Here is a 15048-nt window from a genome sequence, read left to right on the forward strand (position 1 = left end):
TTCAGTGAAGTTAAAAGTAACTAATTGAAGTCAGGAGTTACCAATATAGCTACTAAGGCTAACTAGAGTTACTAGCTACTTAACAGTAGCTGATAGCCATTAATAGGTATTGTTAGTTATTAATTAACATTTTCAGCTTCGTGACTATCAACCTTGCTTAAGCCCATTTGTTCAGCGCTCTGACCACTCACTTTTAGGGTGTGATAGTTGTTGTAATAGACGAGGCCAGCTTTGGCTTTAGCAGCTTTTTTCAACTTACTAGCCGGACAATAATCCACATTAACACTTGCTAAGCTATGATTACTTAACATTTTTCTCTCTTCAAAAGAGCGAGAATACCAGGCACATAATTGGGCAGCTTCTTTTAAGGTGTTGTCAGGTATAGCTTGGCTGTTATTTTTTTGTACGATTAAAATGTGACAGCCAGGTGCTTTTTGCAGATGCAGCCAAATATCATTCGGCTTAGCATAGTGAAGACTGAGATAGTCATTTTGGCTGGCATTTTTACCAATTAGGATTTTGTAGCCATCGGAACTCAGGAAAGAAATGAAATCCTGTTTGCTGCTAGATTTTTGTTTAGTTTGCTTGTTCTGTTTGGACTTTGCCAAACGGCGCAAATTAGCCGCTTGTTCACGTTGCCTTGCCATTAGAACTCGCTTGCCGCTAGCTGGCTTACCTGGTTGATTAGTGTTTTTTTCCTCAGCCTTATTAGCTTTTAGTTCAGATAGATTATTGGTATTAAAATTGATTAAGTCATTTTCAATTGAGTCTAAATCTGCCAAATTATCGGCATTTAGGCTGTTTATTTGACACTCAGCATAGAATTGCAGATTTTGCTCGCAATCTTTAGCTAAGGCTCTTACAATTAACAGCCGATTTTTCTTTTTACTGTAAATTTTGAAATAGTTTTTGGCATTTAGAGCCAAGCTTCTATTTGGCTTGATTTTAACGACTATCTCTGGTTCATCTAGAGCTTGCAAAATTTCAGTTTGCTTAGCTTGATTAACACCATATTCGCTTAACTCAGATAAGAGTTCATCAGGAAGCGTTGATTGATAGTAGTTTGTCAGCGTTAATTCCAATTCGGTTTGTTCTTTAGCTTGCTTATTTAGTGGCTGCAATGTGCCAATATTGGCCAGAATGAGGTCACCTTTAATTTTGTCCAAGACAAAGTCAAGGGAATCAGCTATATCTGCTTTGTAGGTTGTAAGCTTGTTGGCTAATTTACTAATTTGTTGGCTTAAACTTTGCAGCAGCTTGCTTTGCTTCTGGGTGAAAGCTGAATTAAAGGCAAATTGGCTGCGGGCAGTTAAGAGAGCTTCAGAAAAGCTCTTAAAAGTTTTTTGCTTAGTATCTGGACAGCCAAACAACGGCCTAGCTAACAGATTTTGCCAGTTCGTTTGCTTACGATAGAGGCAGGCTTGACCTTGGCTGTTTTGACAAAATTTACTTAAATTTTCTAAGCAGTCTACGAATTTAGTTTGCGCTTCTGGCTGCTTCATAAATTCGCTAATTAAGCAACTAGGATCAAGCTTAGCTTCCAAACAGAGACTTTTACTGACTAAAGGTGAAAGACCTAATAATTTGTTGACAGCCAAGTCTTTTAGCTTTTTATAACCAAGTTCAGTTAGATCAGAGAGTACATGTTTTGTGATAGCTTCTTTATTTTCTAATTCTAGTAAAGATTTTTTGCCAGCTTGAAGTGGGGGAGCTATATATGGATGTAATGGCAACAATTCGCGTTGGCGGTTAATCGTGCTATCGATATGAAGCAGGCAATCTTTGATAACACCATTTTCAACTAGAATCAAGTTACTGCAACGGCCCATAAGTTCGATTATCAGCTGATATTCGACAAGATCGAAATAACTGTTTTTGGCCGTTATTGTCATAACAAGATAGCGCTCAAAATTCGGACAAATAACTTGCGTGATTAAGCCATTTTGGAGGTATTTGCGTAAAAACATGCAAAAATTGGGCGCTATCGCTGGCGATTGCAGGTTCTTGTCAGTCAAACAGACAGCTGGATTGTTTTTGTCAACATCGATCAATAACCTAAGGTCAGATTGAGCTTGGGCTGTTTGTTTGCTTAATCTCAGGTTGAAAACAAATAGACTGTTCGTCAACTGGCTGATTTTACTAATATGTGCAGCAGCAATTTTGGTATTTAATTCTTTGGCCAAAAAATGCATGCTGAGACCGTCAATATTCATGCTTTACACTTCCTCAATATTTTGTTATTTTCCGTTTACAGCTCGCCAATTTTCAATGCCACCTTCTAAGGTTAAGGACTGAAAGCCTAGAGAACGCAATTGTTTGGCAGCTAGAGAAGATCGGTTACCAGAATGACAGTAGGTGACTATGACTTTATTGGCCTCTAGTTCATACGGTGCTGACATTAGTAAGCGCATGAGGGGAATGTTGATGGCTCCATTTATGAAGCCTTCTTGCCATTCGCTAGCATTTCTGACATCCACTAGACAGAGATCTTGCCAGCTTACAGACTGAAGCTCTTTGGGGCTAATTTCAAATGTGCCATGTGCAAGTAGAGGATAAAGTTCGTGTATGTTTTGCATCAGTAATTTACCTTTCAGATTCGTATATCTCAATCATGATCAGTTTGCCTAATGGTGTTTATGTAACAGCTTGACGTTTATTTAGCTATAAAAGATTTAAAAACTAATCATCAATTAGTCTAAGCTAAATATGCTCTAAATGCTACAATAGGTCCAACGTAAATTAGATGAATTTCGTTAAACAATTTACGTGACTTACATAGAATTGAGGCATAAATATGCAGACATTAGCAAAGCAAAGCAAGAAGTTAGGCTTAGATTTCATAGTAGCTGCTACACGCTTATATGCTTGCGCACCTAAGTTGGGCATAAAACGTTACAAACAGCCACTTAAAGCAAAAGCACTTTCAGAAGAGCATAAAGATACTGACAAGTTAGTTAATAATAATTGGTTAAAAGGCCCTCATTGAGGGCCTTTCGCTTAACTACCAGATTGTAACTTGCTGTTCTTTAGATAAGTACATTTTATCGTTAGGGTTTAACTTATAGAAAGTTTGGAAACTTGCCAAATTCATCAACTGGACATTGGCTCTTAAGAGATTTGGGGCATGGCAATCAATACTTAACAACAATTTGAAGTATTCATCTGAACCTTTCATACGCCAGATGCGGGCCCAGTTCACATAGAAGTCAGCTTCATGTGCCTTATCATCTTTGAGACAAGCTGTATAAGCACAAGAGATGCCACCAGCATCAGCAATATTTTCTGAAACTGTTAATTTACCGTTACATGGGCCAACTGGCGTTTCACGTTTATCGAACAATTGGATCATCTCATTCGTCTTTAGCTTGAAATTAGCATAGTCGCTCTCTTGCCACCAATTACAGAGATTACCTTCCTCATCAAATTGGCTACCATTGTTATCGAACGCGTGCGATATTTCATGTGCCATTACAGCGCCAATTCCACCATAGTTGCTAGCAGGTGTGGCATTTAGGTCGTAAAATGGTGGCTGCAAGATGGCAGCAGGGAAGACTATACAGTTTTCAGAAGGTGAGTAATACGCATTTACAGTATCGGCTGTCATTGACCATAATTCAGGATCAATTGGCTCATTAAAGTGCTTGATCTTGTAAGCTCTAATTTGACGATTAAGATCCATAGCTGTAGCCAAAAGTGATGGTTCATTTGCATCAATATTGACAGTTAATTCGTCATAGAGAGGTGAAAGCTTGTCTGGATAAGCAATGTGTAAAGCCAAATGCTCCAACTTTTTAATTGCCATCTCTTTTGTGCTAGCACTCAGCCAACTATTTGCTTGCAAACGCTCTTTGTATACATTGATCATATTTTTGAGCATATCCAAGATATTGGCTTTAGCAGCCGGGCTGATATGCTTTTTAGCATAAGCTAAGCCAAAGGCATCACCGAAGTAAGATTGCGCTATGGAGAAAGTATACTTTTCAAAACTTCTAGCTTCTTTAACGCCCATCATTGCGCGGGAGAAAGCGCCACCTAAAATTCTTAACTCATCATTTAAGTAATTAGAAGCACTCAAAGCGATATTAACTTTGGCCCAGCTCTTGAAATTCACGAAGTTGTCGTCAGTCATAAACATAGCTAAGTTAGCTGTGAAATTCGGTTCTGCATCACTAACTTTTGTTTCAACGCTAATTGCATATTGCTTTGCGATAATCGTACCTAAATCTTGTAGCATAGCTGGTAATTTGGCGATGTAGTCTTTTAATGATAATGGATGATAATCATCGACATAATCAGATTTTGCTTCATTTGATTTCGTAAATCTAGCGAAACTAGCATCGAATTTGATTGTGCGCTCAATGTCAGCTTCTGCAGCTTGCCAGTTGAGCTTTTTTAGGTAATTAAGTGTACATGTTCGATAGCTATCTAGTAATTGCTTAGCTTGCGGATGATTCTCAGCATAATAACTTGAGTCAGGCAAAATTGTGGCGTTTGGGCCAAAATAGAGCATCTTTTTGCGCGCGCTTTTCATATCGGAGCTGCTACTATATACGATAGGAAATGGAAATTCTAAGTTTTTGTAATTTACAAAATCAGCGACAATATCGTGCCAATTTGTGTATTTATTAAAAGAATCTAAAAGTGTTTGCAATTTGTTTAAATCGTTACAAGTGCGTTTTGACTCTGTACGGGCTAATTTTAAGAGCTTGCTGAAATTAAGTAATTGTGGCTGATCCTTAACTAAATCAGGCTGTTCTAGCCAAATTTGGGCTTGGTTTAAGCCTTCTTTCTCAATTTGCAGATAAAGTTCGTGAAATGTGCTCAATGCTGGCAAGTCAGCAGGTACTTTACAGGTATCTAGCCAATTTTGGTTGACGTGATTGTAAAAATTGTCTTCTAGGCGCATAACCCCTCCTAAATTTTGTCTAAATAGTTAATTATTTGTGTAAATAACAATTTCCATATCATAACATAAACAAAACAAATTTCAATTTGCTATAATATTATTTATTTAATACTTGTCTTAACAAGTTAAGTTTAATTTACAAAAGGAGTATTTAGAGAGATGTTTAAGCGAATTAGAACTGAGAGTGTGCCTGCTCCAACTATTCGGCGTTTACCGACTTATTTAAATTGTCTTTTGCATATTCAGGCCAAGGGAGTGACGGCTGTATCATCATCTACTATTGCCGAAATGCTCAGTTTAACTGGTATTCAAGTGCGAAAAGATTTAGCTTGGGTCTCTGATTCTGGTAAACCTAGGACAGGTTTTCCAATCGATCGTTTGATCAACGATATTAAGAACTTTTTGGGCTACAATGAATTGCGTGAAGCGGCTTTGATCGGTGTCGGCCATTTGGGCGGTGCTTTCTTACATTACCCTGGATTCAATGAGTATGGATTGACAATTTCGATGGCTTTTGATGTTAATACTGAGCTTATCAAGCAGTATCAGAATGATACAGTTCCTGTTTATTCCATGAGCGATTTAAGCAAAGTTCAATTACCTGAATTGGCAATTTTGACTGTACCTAAAGATCAAGCCCAAGCTGTTGCTGAACAATTGGTACAATACGGTACACGTGCAATTTGGAACTTCTCAACTGTGCATTTGAACTTACCAGAAACAGTTATAGTTGAAAATGTGGACTTAGCTCAGTCATTGGCTTTGCTCTGGAATCAATACGAATTACAGAATATGAATATTAAGCGTTAATTTCCCAGTGGTAAATTGCTGCAGCATGATTTTAGAGCTTACAGTAACATTTGATTTTTGAAAGCTTAGCGGCGTAATTGACATGAGCAGTTACGCCGTTAATATTTGTAGCAAAGAGCTGGAGAAATAAGGTGAAAGCTTATGAGTATAGAGATTATAAATTTAAGTATGACATATAGTACAGATGGGGGGAGAAAATAAAGTACTAAAGAATATATCTCTAGATATTAAAAGTGGCGAATTTATCATCATAACAGGCCCAAGCGGCTCGGGAAAGTCTACACCTTTGAATTTAATTGGTGGCTTGGAAAATATAAAATAGGGCGAAATCATAGTCGATGGAATTGAATTGAATAAGCGAACTGAAAATGGCTTAGCTGATTATAGAAGCAATAAGCTTGCCTTTGTTTTTCAGGCCTACAACCTGTTAGACAGTTTTAATCTGGACGACAATATTAAACTTGTCCCCCAAAATGGTCATGATGATAAAAAAAAGAAGTGAAGTGCTGGAAGCAGTTGACCTAATAGCCAAACGTAAAGCTTATCCAAGTTCCTTGTCAGGTGGTGAACAACAAAGAGCATCCATTGCAAAAAGGAGATGTATGCCCTTACTATTTTCGCCATTATAATAGGCACATTACTTTCTAAATATTTATCAATCAAGCTGCTTACAATTATGGGTAGTTCTACCGATTTGATGTATATCGGCAAAGCTTCGACCAAGCTGATTGCTTCTATTACAACGCTAATTATATCTATACTTCTAAATACCATAATAGCTAAATCAATCGACAAAATTGATCTAGTAAAAGAACTTAAGAGTAAAGACTAAAAATGGAGCAGAGCACTAGCTGAATACATTGGTTACGGCATTTGTTTGGCGACATTATTGTTTGGCGTCATCATTGTAAATTTGAAAATCTGGAATGAATGACTCACTTTGAGTTGTCGCAGCTTGCGTAAAGGCATGCTTGACGCCTAGATTAATAGCAAAATCGACAAATTCTTCGTATTCTTCGGTTAGAACATGGCGGTTTAATTCGGGATATTTTTTGAGAATTTGCGGAATGGGGGTGTATTGGTTCATCAAGCTAAGATAAATGTTATCGCCATAAAGCGTGTAGGCGTAGGCTAGTATCGCCTTAGCTTCATTGACAAAACCAGGCATCAGCAAGATTCTGAGAATTAAACCTTTTTTCAAAAGCTTAAAACCAGGTGCAGGCTTACTTGTTTTAGTAAATGGCTTATTGGCAAATTGTAATTTACCAACTTGGCGGTACATTTCATCCACAACCTTGAAGCTAATTTCAGGATAATTGGCAAAGCCAAGATACTTCCTAGCTGAACTTGCCTGATAGAACTTAATATCAGGTAAGTAAATGTCAATCAAACCTGATAGCTTTTTCAACATATCGAGGCTTTCATAAGATGAACTGTTGTAAACAAAAGGTATCTGTATACCAGCTTCTTTGGTGGCATAGAGGGCTGGAATTAAACTAGCTAGCTGATGGCCGGCGGTGACTAGGTTGATATTACAGGCCCCTTGCGCTTCCAAATCAAGACAAGCTTTGACAAACTCACCCTGGCTAAATTCCTTACCCAACTTACGCAAATTTTTGCGCCGCCTAGACGTAGAAATAGCACAATTTTGGCAAAAGACACAAGACAGGTTACAGCCAGTGAAGAAAATAGCGCCAGAGCCACTTGTCCCGGAAATTGGTGGTTCTTCGTAAAAGTGTAAAGCAGCGCGGGCAATATGCAAATTAGTCCCACTTAGACAAAAGCCAAGTTCACCATCTAGGCGATTAACTTGGCAATTTTGGGGACAAATTTGACAGCAACGGTAAAGCTGCTGCCATTCTTTGAGAGTAGAATTAGCATTTAAGTTAGCTAAAATAGCTTCATTTTCAGCGCGCATGAATAGCCTTATTTATTGTGCTTCAAAAATTGCGGCAAATCCCGTTGACTAAAGCTAGAACTTGATTTTAGTGAGCTTAATTTAGATTTGAGCGCTCCAACTAATTCTTGTTCGTTGGTATTTATCGGCTTACTCAAGCTTAAATCAGGTTCAGCCAACTTAGCACTTTGTTTGTTGAAGTCAGTTTGCTCAACGCTTTTCAGACCTGGCCCAGCTTGCTGATAGCCTTCAGTTTCGTTGGCCTTATCATGTGCCTTGTCTGCTTGCTTTTCATTTTGAGTGGCATTGTAGCTAGTCAAATTTTGTAAAAGCGTGGAATTAAATCTTGCAACTGAACTTTTTGTCCTAACTGGAATTGGCCGGTAATTATCATGTTCAGGTGTTGCATTAGTTTCAACTGTTGCAGCTTTTGGCTGAACAATTGGCTTGATTTCACTGATTCTTGTTTGAGTACGTTGTGAATTGACCTGAGCTTCCGTTTGCTTAAATGGCATAAGTTCGCCACATTTTTGGAGTATGGCGTGAATTGGCAAACCCATAATAGTGTAGACATCGCCATCAATTTTATTAATTAAGCAAGCTGTTTGCTCTTGCACAGCATAGCCGCCGGCTTTGTCAAAACAGGCACCAGAGGCAATGTAATCTTCGATAATGCGTGTGAATAGAGGTGAATTAGCTTGCATATAGACACCAGCTTGTTCAACGAACAAGATTCTGACGTAGTTATCTTTTTCGACATAAGTATCTGGCAAAGCTTCAATCCGCTCAATTGTCTGCTTGCTTAAATTGAATTTATTCAATAAATCTTTGCTGATTAATAAGCAGACTGAGGTTGAAACTTGATGAAATTGGCCGAACTTGCTACAACATTCTTCTTCGTTGCAGGCATGTGCTTCTTGCATGATATTAGCTTCGTCAGCATTGAGCGTTTCACCTAATAAAAGTTTGAACATGATTCTAGCAATTTCAGCATTATTGGGTTTGCCTAAGATATAGCCTCGACACATAACGATTGTATCGGAAGCAAGAATAAGTGGAGCAGAGGTCATCCTAGCAGCTGTTAAAGCTTTATGAAAAGCTAACTCGCTTGTCACGATTCGTCCGAGTGCAGATTGACAGACATCGTTGTAAATTGCCAGTAATCTTTTAGTGAGTGTAGCTTCGTCTAATTGTGGACTATAAGTAACGAAATCAATTTGGGCAAGATTAAGAATGCTCTTGCGCCGTGGGGAAGAACTAGCTAAAAGTAATTGAACTGACATATCTAACTCCTGAATCAAAATCTAGTGTCAATAAAAATTTGCATTGCAAGTATAATTGACTTTTCCACATTTTGCTATAACTTGATTTTAACCTGTTTGTAATATGCCACGGTATATCAAGCCAAAATTCCTTAGCTTAATGGGTTGGTGATTGGAGATATATCAATTAAGCGATGTATGACGGTAGCTTGTACTTAATCTGATTTTTCGTTACAACTTAGGTACCAGAACCCACTACGTTCCCCGATTCATTCTCTGATTTCAAAATGTGGGGGTCTATTTTAGAGGATGTTAATTACCCTGGTAGAGCCATTCAAATTTTCCAGAGAAGCTTCTACATTGGTAAAACCTTGCTTAAATATTGATGGACTAATTCACCGTTTAGCGTGCTCTGATAATTTGTTACTTATTTATTCGATTCTGAAAAAGCAAAAGCAAAGCTTATTCTTAAAACAAAAAACTACTACTCATTATCAATCTATATTAATTAGTCAGAAATAGTTGAAGAATATACTAAAATGTCATGAGCTTACGAAGTATATTTTTTTCTTGCCTGCTTATGAAATTTCACAGGCATTTTCAGTGAGCTACGTCGTATGTTTCCTAATCTGTTCGATGTGCTATATAATTAAATAAAACATATTTTGGGGAGATGACAATGGTAGAGCAAGCTAGTATAGAGGATCCAACTTTACATATTTATACTGACGGTGCCTGTTCTGGTAACCCTGGCTATGGCGGTTGGGCTTGTGTTTTGCTTTATCGTGGCTACAAGAAAGAAATGTCAGGCGGCGAGGTAAGCACGACTAACAATCGGATGGAGCTGACAGCTGTTATTCGGGCTTTAGATTGCTTAAAGAAGCAAGTGCCAACAATCATATACAGTGATAGTAGCTATGTCGTCAACGCTTTTAAGCAAGGCTGGGTTGTGAGCTGGCAGAAGCATAATTGGCTGAATAGTACGAAGAAAGAAGTCAGCAATAAGGACTTATGGCAGGAGCTTATAAAGCTTGTTGATAAATATAGTGTCAGCTTTGTTAAGGTAAAGGGCCATAGCGATAATAAATATAACAATCGCTGTGATGAACTAGCTGTGGCGGAATGGCGTAAACTAAAGAAAATTAAGGATTGTTGAGGCGAAATATGATTAACGAGCAAGAGCTTGGAGATAAGAGTAAGTCGGAATTTTTAGAAACAGAAGTTAGTTCAGAGACCTTTTTTAATGGCTATGTTTTTACCGCTAAGAAATTTCAAGTGAAGTTACCTGATGGTTCAGTCCATCCAAGAGAAGTAGCTTTACACAATGGCGGAGCTTGCATTGCCGCTCAACTTCCTGATGGCAAATTTTTGTTAGTTAGACAGTATCGTTTTGCTGTACAGCAGGAATTGTTAGAATTTCCAGCTGGCAAAATTGAAAAGGCCGAACTTGCCAAATTGTGCGCAATGCGTGAATTAGAAGAAGAGTGCGGCTATAAAGCTCAAAAAGTTGTTGACCTAGGCTATATTTATCCAACATGTGGTTATTCCTCTGAGCGAATTTATCTATACTATGCAACGAATTTGCAAAAAACAGCCCAAAACTTAGATGATGGCGAAAATTTATCCATCTTAAAGCTGAGTTTACCGGAGATTATCACATTGATTGAGCAAGGCAAATTACATGATGGCAAAACGATTGCCTTAGCATACAAAATCAAGCAATTATTAGACAGTAAGCAAAATTAAGGGAGAGTCATGGCTTCTTATCGTAAAGGTGAAAGTTTAGGTTTACAGGGCATAGTCAGCTTAATTGTACTGTGTCTAGCAATATTGGTTTTAATTTCGTTTTATCTACCAGCTGAAGTATCTGGTGCAATGGGTGTATTTTTTCGTTATGTTGCCTATGGCTTATGTGGCCCACTTTACCATTGCATACCATTGCTATTGTTATTGACAGCTTGGTTAGGCTTTAGACATAAACGGCATGGACTACCTAAGCAGTTGATTGTGCATTGCCTGATTATGTATATGCTAGTTGCTGCTTTAATTCAGTTCTTTACACTTGATCAAAATGCTTTTATCAAGCAAGTTGAGCAGATGACGCAATTTTACCAACATACACAAGCCAATTTGTGGTTTGCTCAGAGTGAAGTTAGAGCCACAACTAGCATTAACTTACTTTGGCAAGCTAGTATTGAGCCTGGCAATTTCCCTTTGTTGCAAGACGTGCGCCCAGTTGGCGTTTTGGCGGGTGCTTTCAGTTTAGCTTTTCATGAATTGTTCGGTTCACTAGTTGGCAAGATTGTCTTGTTAATTCTGTTAGCTGGCGAAATTCGCATTATTTTTGGCTTTTCTTTGCTAGAGTGGCTGATTACACTGAAAGATGTTTTGCTTGCTTCAAATGAAAATATTAAGCAGGCGGTGCATGAAACAATGCAGGAATTAGCGGAACAAAAAGCTAACGATTTAGAAGCTGGCGAAAGTTATGCCAAGCTAAGTGCGCCTGATTTAACCGATGATGTAACTTTAGCAGCTGATGCTTTACCTGAACCTATTGAAGCTAATTCAGGCAAGGTATTAGAAGCAATTAATGAGTTAAATAACGAGCCAAATACAAACGAAGCTGCTGATATAGTCGATAAGGTTAATTCTGCACCAATTGTGACAGCTTATGAAGCTGAGTTAGAGCCATATACGGCTAATAAATCTGTTGAATTAGCTCAAAAGATGGACTTTAATCAAACAGTAAATACAGAAACTGATGACACAACGCATAAAGTTGAGGCTGAGAAACTTGAAACGAAGGTAGAAAATGCAAGCAATCGTAACTTGCAAGTAGAACCTAAATTGATTGACAGTAATGCGTGGCGAAAACAAGCTAATTCTAAAATTTGGGCTAAAGTAGAAGCAGCTAACTTGTTTAATCCAAGCTTTAAGGCTAGTTCAGAACTTGCTAAAGAAGCGCCCAAAATAGCTCAGCCAATAAGTTCATTAGATAATAGACCTACAACTCAGTTTGGTGAGATGAGTCTATCACCAGAAACAAGTGTATCCAATGAGCCACAAACAGAAGTTGTTTTACCTCAAAAGACTGTATCTAACTTAAAAGCTCATTCTGAGCCTTTAGCCAATCAGGCTGAGCAGGCAGCATTGAATCGTGAATATGATATTCTCAATAAGTCATCCTTGCAGCCACAATTTGCAGTTGTTGAAGAAAAAATTAATGTTGATCCTTTTGCTTTGGATCCAACGGCTGATGAGATTGGCACGCAGTTACCGACAGACAAGCAACTAATGACAGATTTCAACATTTGGACCCAAGCTAAAAATCGCCAAGCTTACATGAACAATGGTGAAATGACTGACTTAGAGCCAAATAATGTAAAGGACTTAAGCATTAATTCAGCTGCAACTAACAATTCAGCTGCAACTAATAATTCGGCTGTAACTGAAAGTAAGCCAACTAATATGCAACCAGAAATGCATAGTCAAGCTGAACGTACTGATTTACAGTTAGGAACTGAAGCAGACTCACTGGTTGAGACTAAAGAAGTGCCAAGTGAAGATATTAGTGTTCATGATGATAACAAGCAAGCCATTTCAAAAGGTAGTCGTACAAATAAGAATGTCGAATTATTAGCCGATTTAGATTTGGCAAATAATGAGCCTGAACATTCAACAAGGTCGGCAAACGTCAAATACACACAACGTGAGGCTAAAGACAGCTTATTGAAAGAAAGTGCTTTACAGCAATTGGTCGAAAAACCAGCTATGAATAAGCCGGACTATGTGTTCCCTGATATTAGTTTATTGACGGAAGTTAAGAATAATAGTAATAGTAACAATACCGAACAAATCAGAGCACAAGCGGACAAGTTAGAAAGTACATTGAAGAGCTTTGGAGTTGATGCTGAAGTGATCAACATAACGACTGGTCCGACAATTACACGCTTCGAATTAAGCCCGGGTATTGGGGTCAAGGTTTCCAAAATTGTCAATTTGAATGATGATATAGCCTTGAGTTTAGCTGCAACAGGTGTTCGAATTGAAGCACCAATTCCTGGTAAATCGGCAATCGGCATTGAAATACCGAACAAAGAAAAACGTGTGGTTGATTTGCGTTCCTTATTAGTTTCAAGTAAGTGGTTAGAAAATCAACAACCGTTGAAAGTAGCTCTGGGCCGTGATATTCCAGGGCAGGCCTTAATTGCAGATTTAGCAGATATGACGCATACCTTGATCGCTGGTGCAACTGGTTCTGGTAAGTCAATCTGTATTAATGCTATCTTGATCAGCTTGCTTTATCACTGTCAACCTGATGAGCTTAAACTGATTTTAGTCGACCCTAAGGTTGTTGAGCTGAGCGTTTACAATGGTATTCCGCATCTTTTAGCATCAGTTGTAACAGATCCCAAGAAGGCAGCCAAGGCTTTGAACTGGGCTTGTGGCGAAATGGAACGGCGCTATACTTTGCTAGCTAAAGCACAGGTTAGAGACATCAAGTCATACAATGAATATGTGAACAGTCATGCTGGTTTCAGACAAAGCCATGTTGATAGTAATGGTCAATTAGTCTATGAAATTATGCAACATATGCCATATTTGGTTGTGGTGATTGATGAATTGGCTGATTTGATGATGACAGCGCCTCAAGAAGTTGAAGATGCGATCAATCGCATTGCAGCTAAGGGTAGAGCTTGCGGTATTCATTTGATTTTGGCAACTCAGCGTCCATCTGTTGATGTTATAACCGGTGTAATTAAGGCTAATGTGCCATCGCGTATTGCTTTTGCTGTTTCTTCACAAGTCGATTCACGCACAATCCTTGATGGATCTGGCGCAGAGAAGCTGTTAGGTAAGGGCGATATGTTGTACAATCCACGTGGAGCAATCAAGTCAACCCGTGGCCAGGGTGCTTTTATCAGCGACCAAGATGTAGAGGCTGTTGTCAAATTTATTAAGGAAAACAATGTAGCTTATATAGATGAAGCAACAGTAGTCGATATTTTCGTAGATAAGAGCGATGATAACAAGAATGTCAAAGCTAATAGTGATCAAGATGAGCTGTTTGATGCAGCAGTTGAAACAATTTTAGATGCTGGTTATGCTTCAGTTTCAATTTTGCAAAGACGTCTAAATATTGGTTATCCAAGAGCTGGTCGTTTGATTGATAGCTTGGAACAAGCAGGCTTTATTGGACCTGCCAACAGTTCAAAGCCGCGTGAAATTAAAATTAGTCGTTCAGATTGGGAAAAGTAAGGAAAGGTGAAGTTAATATGTTGTGGTCAGGCAAAGAAGTAGCACAAGCTATGTTATTAGAAGCTAGACAAGCAATTTCTGAAAATAGCGCCAAACAGGGGCGAGCTCCAAAGTTGGCAATAGTTGTAATCGGTACAGACCCAGCTTCGCAAGTTTATATTCGAAACAAATTGAGATCCTGCGATAAAGTTGGTATCTTGAATGAAACGATTGCTTTGGAGCCTACTGTTAGTGAAGCTGAATTATTGAATGTTATCAAGCAGCTAAATGCAGACAAAACTGTTGATGGTATATTGGTACAGTTGCCTTTGCCGAAGCATATCAATGTGCAAATCGTGCAAGCTGCTATTTCGACTGACAAAGATGTTGATGGTTTTAAAGCCGAGCATATGGGTGCATGTTGGCTGAATGCACCAGGCCTAAGACCATGTACGCCAGCTGGTATCATGCGCTTATTAGATTATTACAACTATGATTTGACAGGCAAAAACGTTTTAATCATCGGCCGGAGCAATATTGTGGCTAAACCTCTAGCAGCTATGCTGTTAGCAAAGAATGCAACGGTGACAATTGCTCATTCTAAGACGAAGAATTTGTTCGAATTAAGCCAGAATATGGATTTGATTGTCACGAGTGTAGGTAAGGCTAATTTCTTACCTCAAACGGCAATCAAGGCGGGCGTATCGTTGGTTGATGTTGGAATTAATCGGACAGCTGAAGGTAAGTTAGTTGGTGATATTGATCATGCATGCTATGAATTAGCAGAGAATTATACGCCAGTTCCAGGTGGCGTTGGCCCACTTACCGTAGCTCAGCTGATTGTTAATGCTGTACAAGCTTGGTTAGAACATTAAAGTTCCTTTTACTAGAAAATAGGGGATATAAAAGCAGGCCTTAGGGCCTGCTTTCGTTTG

General features: G+C 38.6%; 12 protein-coding genes. 7 read left to right on the forward strand and 5 right to left on the reverse strand.

Translation table 11 applies throughout. The features are described from left to right. Positions 1 to 119: 119 nt before the first annotated feature. The gene (locus PYS62_RS03505) at positions 120 to 2213 is read right to left on the reverse strand and encodes an Rqc2 family fibronectin-binding protein (protein WP_066714429.1); all 2094 of its coding nucleotides are present in this window, start codon (positions 2211 to 2213) and stop codon (positions 120 to 122) included. A gap of 24 nt (positions 2214 to 2237) precedes the next feature. Further along, positions 2238 to 2576 carry a rhodanese-like domain-containing protein gene (locus tag PYS62_RS03510; protein WP_066714428.1) on the reverse strand — a complete coding sequence of 113 codons (339 nt, stop codon included), beginning with the start codon at positions 2574 to 2576 and terminating at the stop codon, positions 2238 to 2240. Positions 2577 to 2794: 218 nt separating this feature from the next. On the opposite strand from PYS62_RS03510, the gene PYS62_RS03515 reads away from it, so the two are divergent. Further along, positions 2795 to 2986 (forward strand): hypothetical protein, encoded by a 192-nt coding sequence (locus PYS62_RS03515; RefSeq protein ID WP_066714427.1) that lies wholly within the window; start codon positions 2795 to 2797, stop codon positions 2984 to 2986. Positions 2987 to 3001: 15 nt separating this feature from the next. Here PYS62_RS03515 and PYS62_RS03520 read toward each other — a convergent pair whose 3' ends face one another. Beyond that, complete coding sequence (locus PYS62_RS03520; RefSeq protein WP_066714426.1) at positions 3002 to 4906, reverse strand: M13-type metalloendopeptidase; 1905 nt, start codon at positions 4904 to 4906, stop codon at positions 3002 to 3004. A 159-nt stretch (positions 4907 to 5065) separates the two neighbouring features. Between PYS62_RS03520 and PYS62_RS03525 the strand changes: the two genes are divergently transcribed. Beyond that, positions 5066 to 5716, forward strand: coding sequence for a redox-sensing transcriptional repressor Rex (locus PYS62_RS03525; RefSeq protein ID WP_066714424.1), 651 nt, complete (start codon positions 5066 to 5068; stop codon positions 5714 to 5716). 184 nt (positions 5717 to 5900) lie between these two features. Further along, on the forward strand, positions 5901 to 6038 hold the full coding sequence (locus PYS62_RS07475) for an ATP-binding cassette domain-containing protein (protein WP_082714350.1): 138 nt from the start codon (positions 5901 to 5903) through the stop codon (positions 6036 to 6038). A gap of 564 nt (positions 6039 to 6602) precedes the next feature. Here the strand turns inward: PYS62_RS07475 and PYS62_RS03530 are convergent. Further along, a complete protein-coding gene (locus tag PYS62_RS03530) occupies positions 6603 to 7634 on the reverse strand; it encodes a hypothetical protein (protein WP_066714422.1) in 1032 nt (343 codons plus the stop codon). Between the two features lie 8 nt (positions 7635 to 7642). Continuing rightward, positions 7643 to 8896, reverse strand: a complete 1254-nt coding sequence (locus tag PYS62_RS03535) for a Maf family protein (protein WP_066714420.1) — start codon at positions 8894 to 8896, stop codon at positions 7643 to 7645. 658 nt (positions 8897 to 9554) lie between these two features. Between PYS62_RS03535 and rnhA the strand changes: the two genes are divergently transcribed. Genes rnhA through PYS62_RS03555 form a run of 4 tightly spaced genes read left to right on the forward strand, consistent with a single transcriptional unit; the run spans position 9555 to position 14988 of the window. After that, entirely contained in the window at positions 9555 to 10031 is a 477-nt protein-coding gene (rnhA, locus tag PYS62_RS03540) for a ribonuclease HI (RefSeq protein WP_066714417.1), read from the forward strand. 8 nt (positions 10032 to 10039) lie between these two features. Next, positions 10040 to 10621, forward strand: coding sequence for an NUDIX domain-containing protein (locus PYS62_RS03545; RefSeq protein WP_066714415.1), 582 nt, complete (start codon positions 10040 to 10042; stop codon positions 10619 to 10621). Positions 10622 to 10630: 9 nt separating this feature from the next. Then, entirely contained in the window at positions 10631 to 14134 is a 3504-nt protein-coding gene (locus tag PYS62_RS03550) for a DNA translocase FtsK (RefSeq protein ID WP_066714413.1), read from the forward strand. Continuing rightward, a complete protein-coding gene (locus PYS62_RS03555) occupies positions 14122 to 14988 on the forward strand; it encodes a bifunctional 5,10-methylenetetrahydrofolate dehydrogenase/5,10-methenyltetrahydrofolate cyclohydrolase (protein ID WP_156422977.1) in 867 nt (288 codons plus the stop codon). The genes PYS62_RS03550 and PYS62_RS03555 overlap by 13 nt, the downstream gene beginning before the upstream one ends. Positions 14989 to 15048 lie beyond the last annotated feature (60 nt).

Source organism: Amygdalobacter nucleatus, assembly GCF_029167365.1.
Lineage (GTDB): Bacteria > Bacillota > Clostridia > Saccharofermentanales > Fastidiosipilaceae > Amygdalobacter > Amygdalobacter nucleatus.

Coding starts and splice junctions, on each gene's coding strand:
- PYS62_RS03515 (WP_066714427.1), top strand. CDS start 2,795: ATGCAGACATTAGCAAAGCAAAGCAAGAAGTTAGGCTTAGATTTCATA.
- PYS62_RS03525 (WP_066714424.1), top strand. CDS start 5,066: ATGTTTAAGCGAATTAGAACTGAGAGTGTGCCTGCTCCAACTATTCGG.
- PYS62_RS07475 (WP_082714350.1), top strand. CDS start 5,901: ATGGGGGGAGAAAATAAAGTACTAAAGAATATATCTCTAGATATTAAA.
- PYS62_RS03520 (WP_066714426.1), bottom strand. CDS start 4,906: ATGCGCCTAGAAGACAATTTTTACAATCACGTCAACCAAAATTGGCTA.
- PYS62_RS03535 (WP_066714420.1), bottom strand. CDS start 8,896: ATGTCAGTTCAATTACTTTTAGCTAGTTCTTCCCCACGGCGCAAGAGC.
- PYS62_RS03530 (WP_066714422.1), bottom strand. CDS start 7,634: ATGCGCGCTGAAAATGAAGCTATTTTAGCTAACTTAAATGCTAATTCT.
- rnhA (WP_066714417.1), top strand. CDS start 9,555: ATGGTAGAGCAAGCTAGTATAGAGGATCCAACTTTACATATTTATACT.
- PYS62_RS03510 (WP_066714428.1), bottom strand. CDS start 2,576: ATGCAAAACATACACGAACTTTATCCTCTACTTGCACATGGCACATTT.
- PYS62_RS03505 (WP_066714429.1), bottom strand. CDS start 2,213: ATGAATATTGACGGTCTCAGCATGCATTTTTTGGCCAAAGAATTAAAT.
- PYS62_RS03550 (WP_066714413.1), top strand. CDS start 10,631: ATGGCTTCTTATCGTAAAGGTGAAAGTTTAGGTTTACAGGGCATAGTC.
- PYS62_RS03545 (WP_066714415.1), top strand. CDS start 10,040: ATGATTAACGAGCAAGAGCTTGGAGATAAGAGTAAGTCGGAATTTTTA.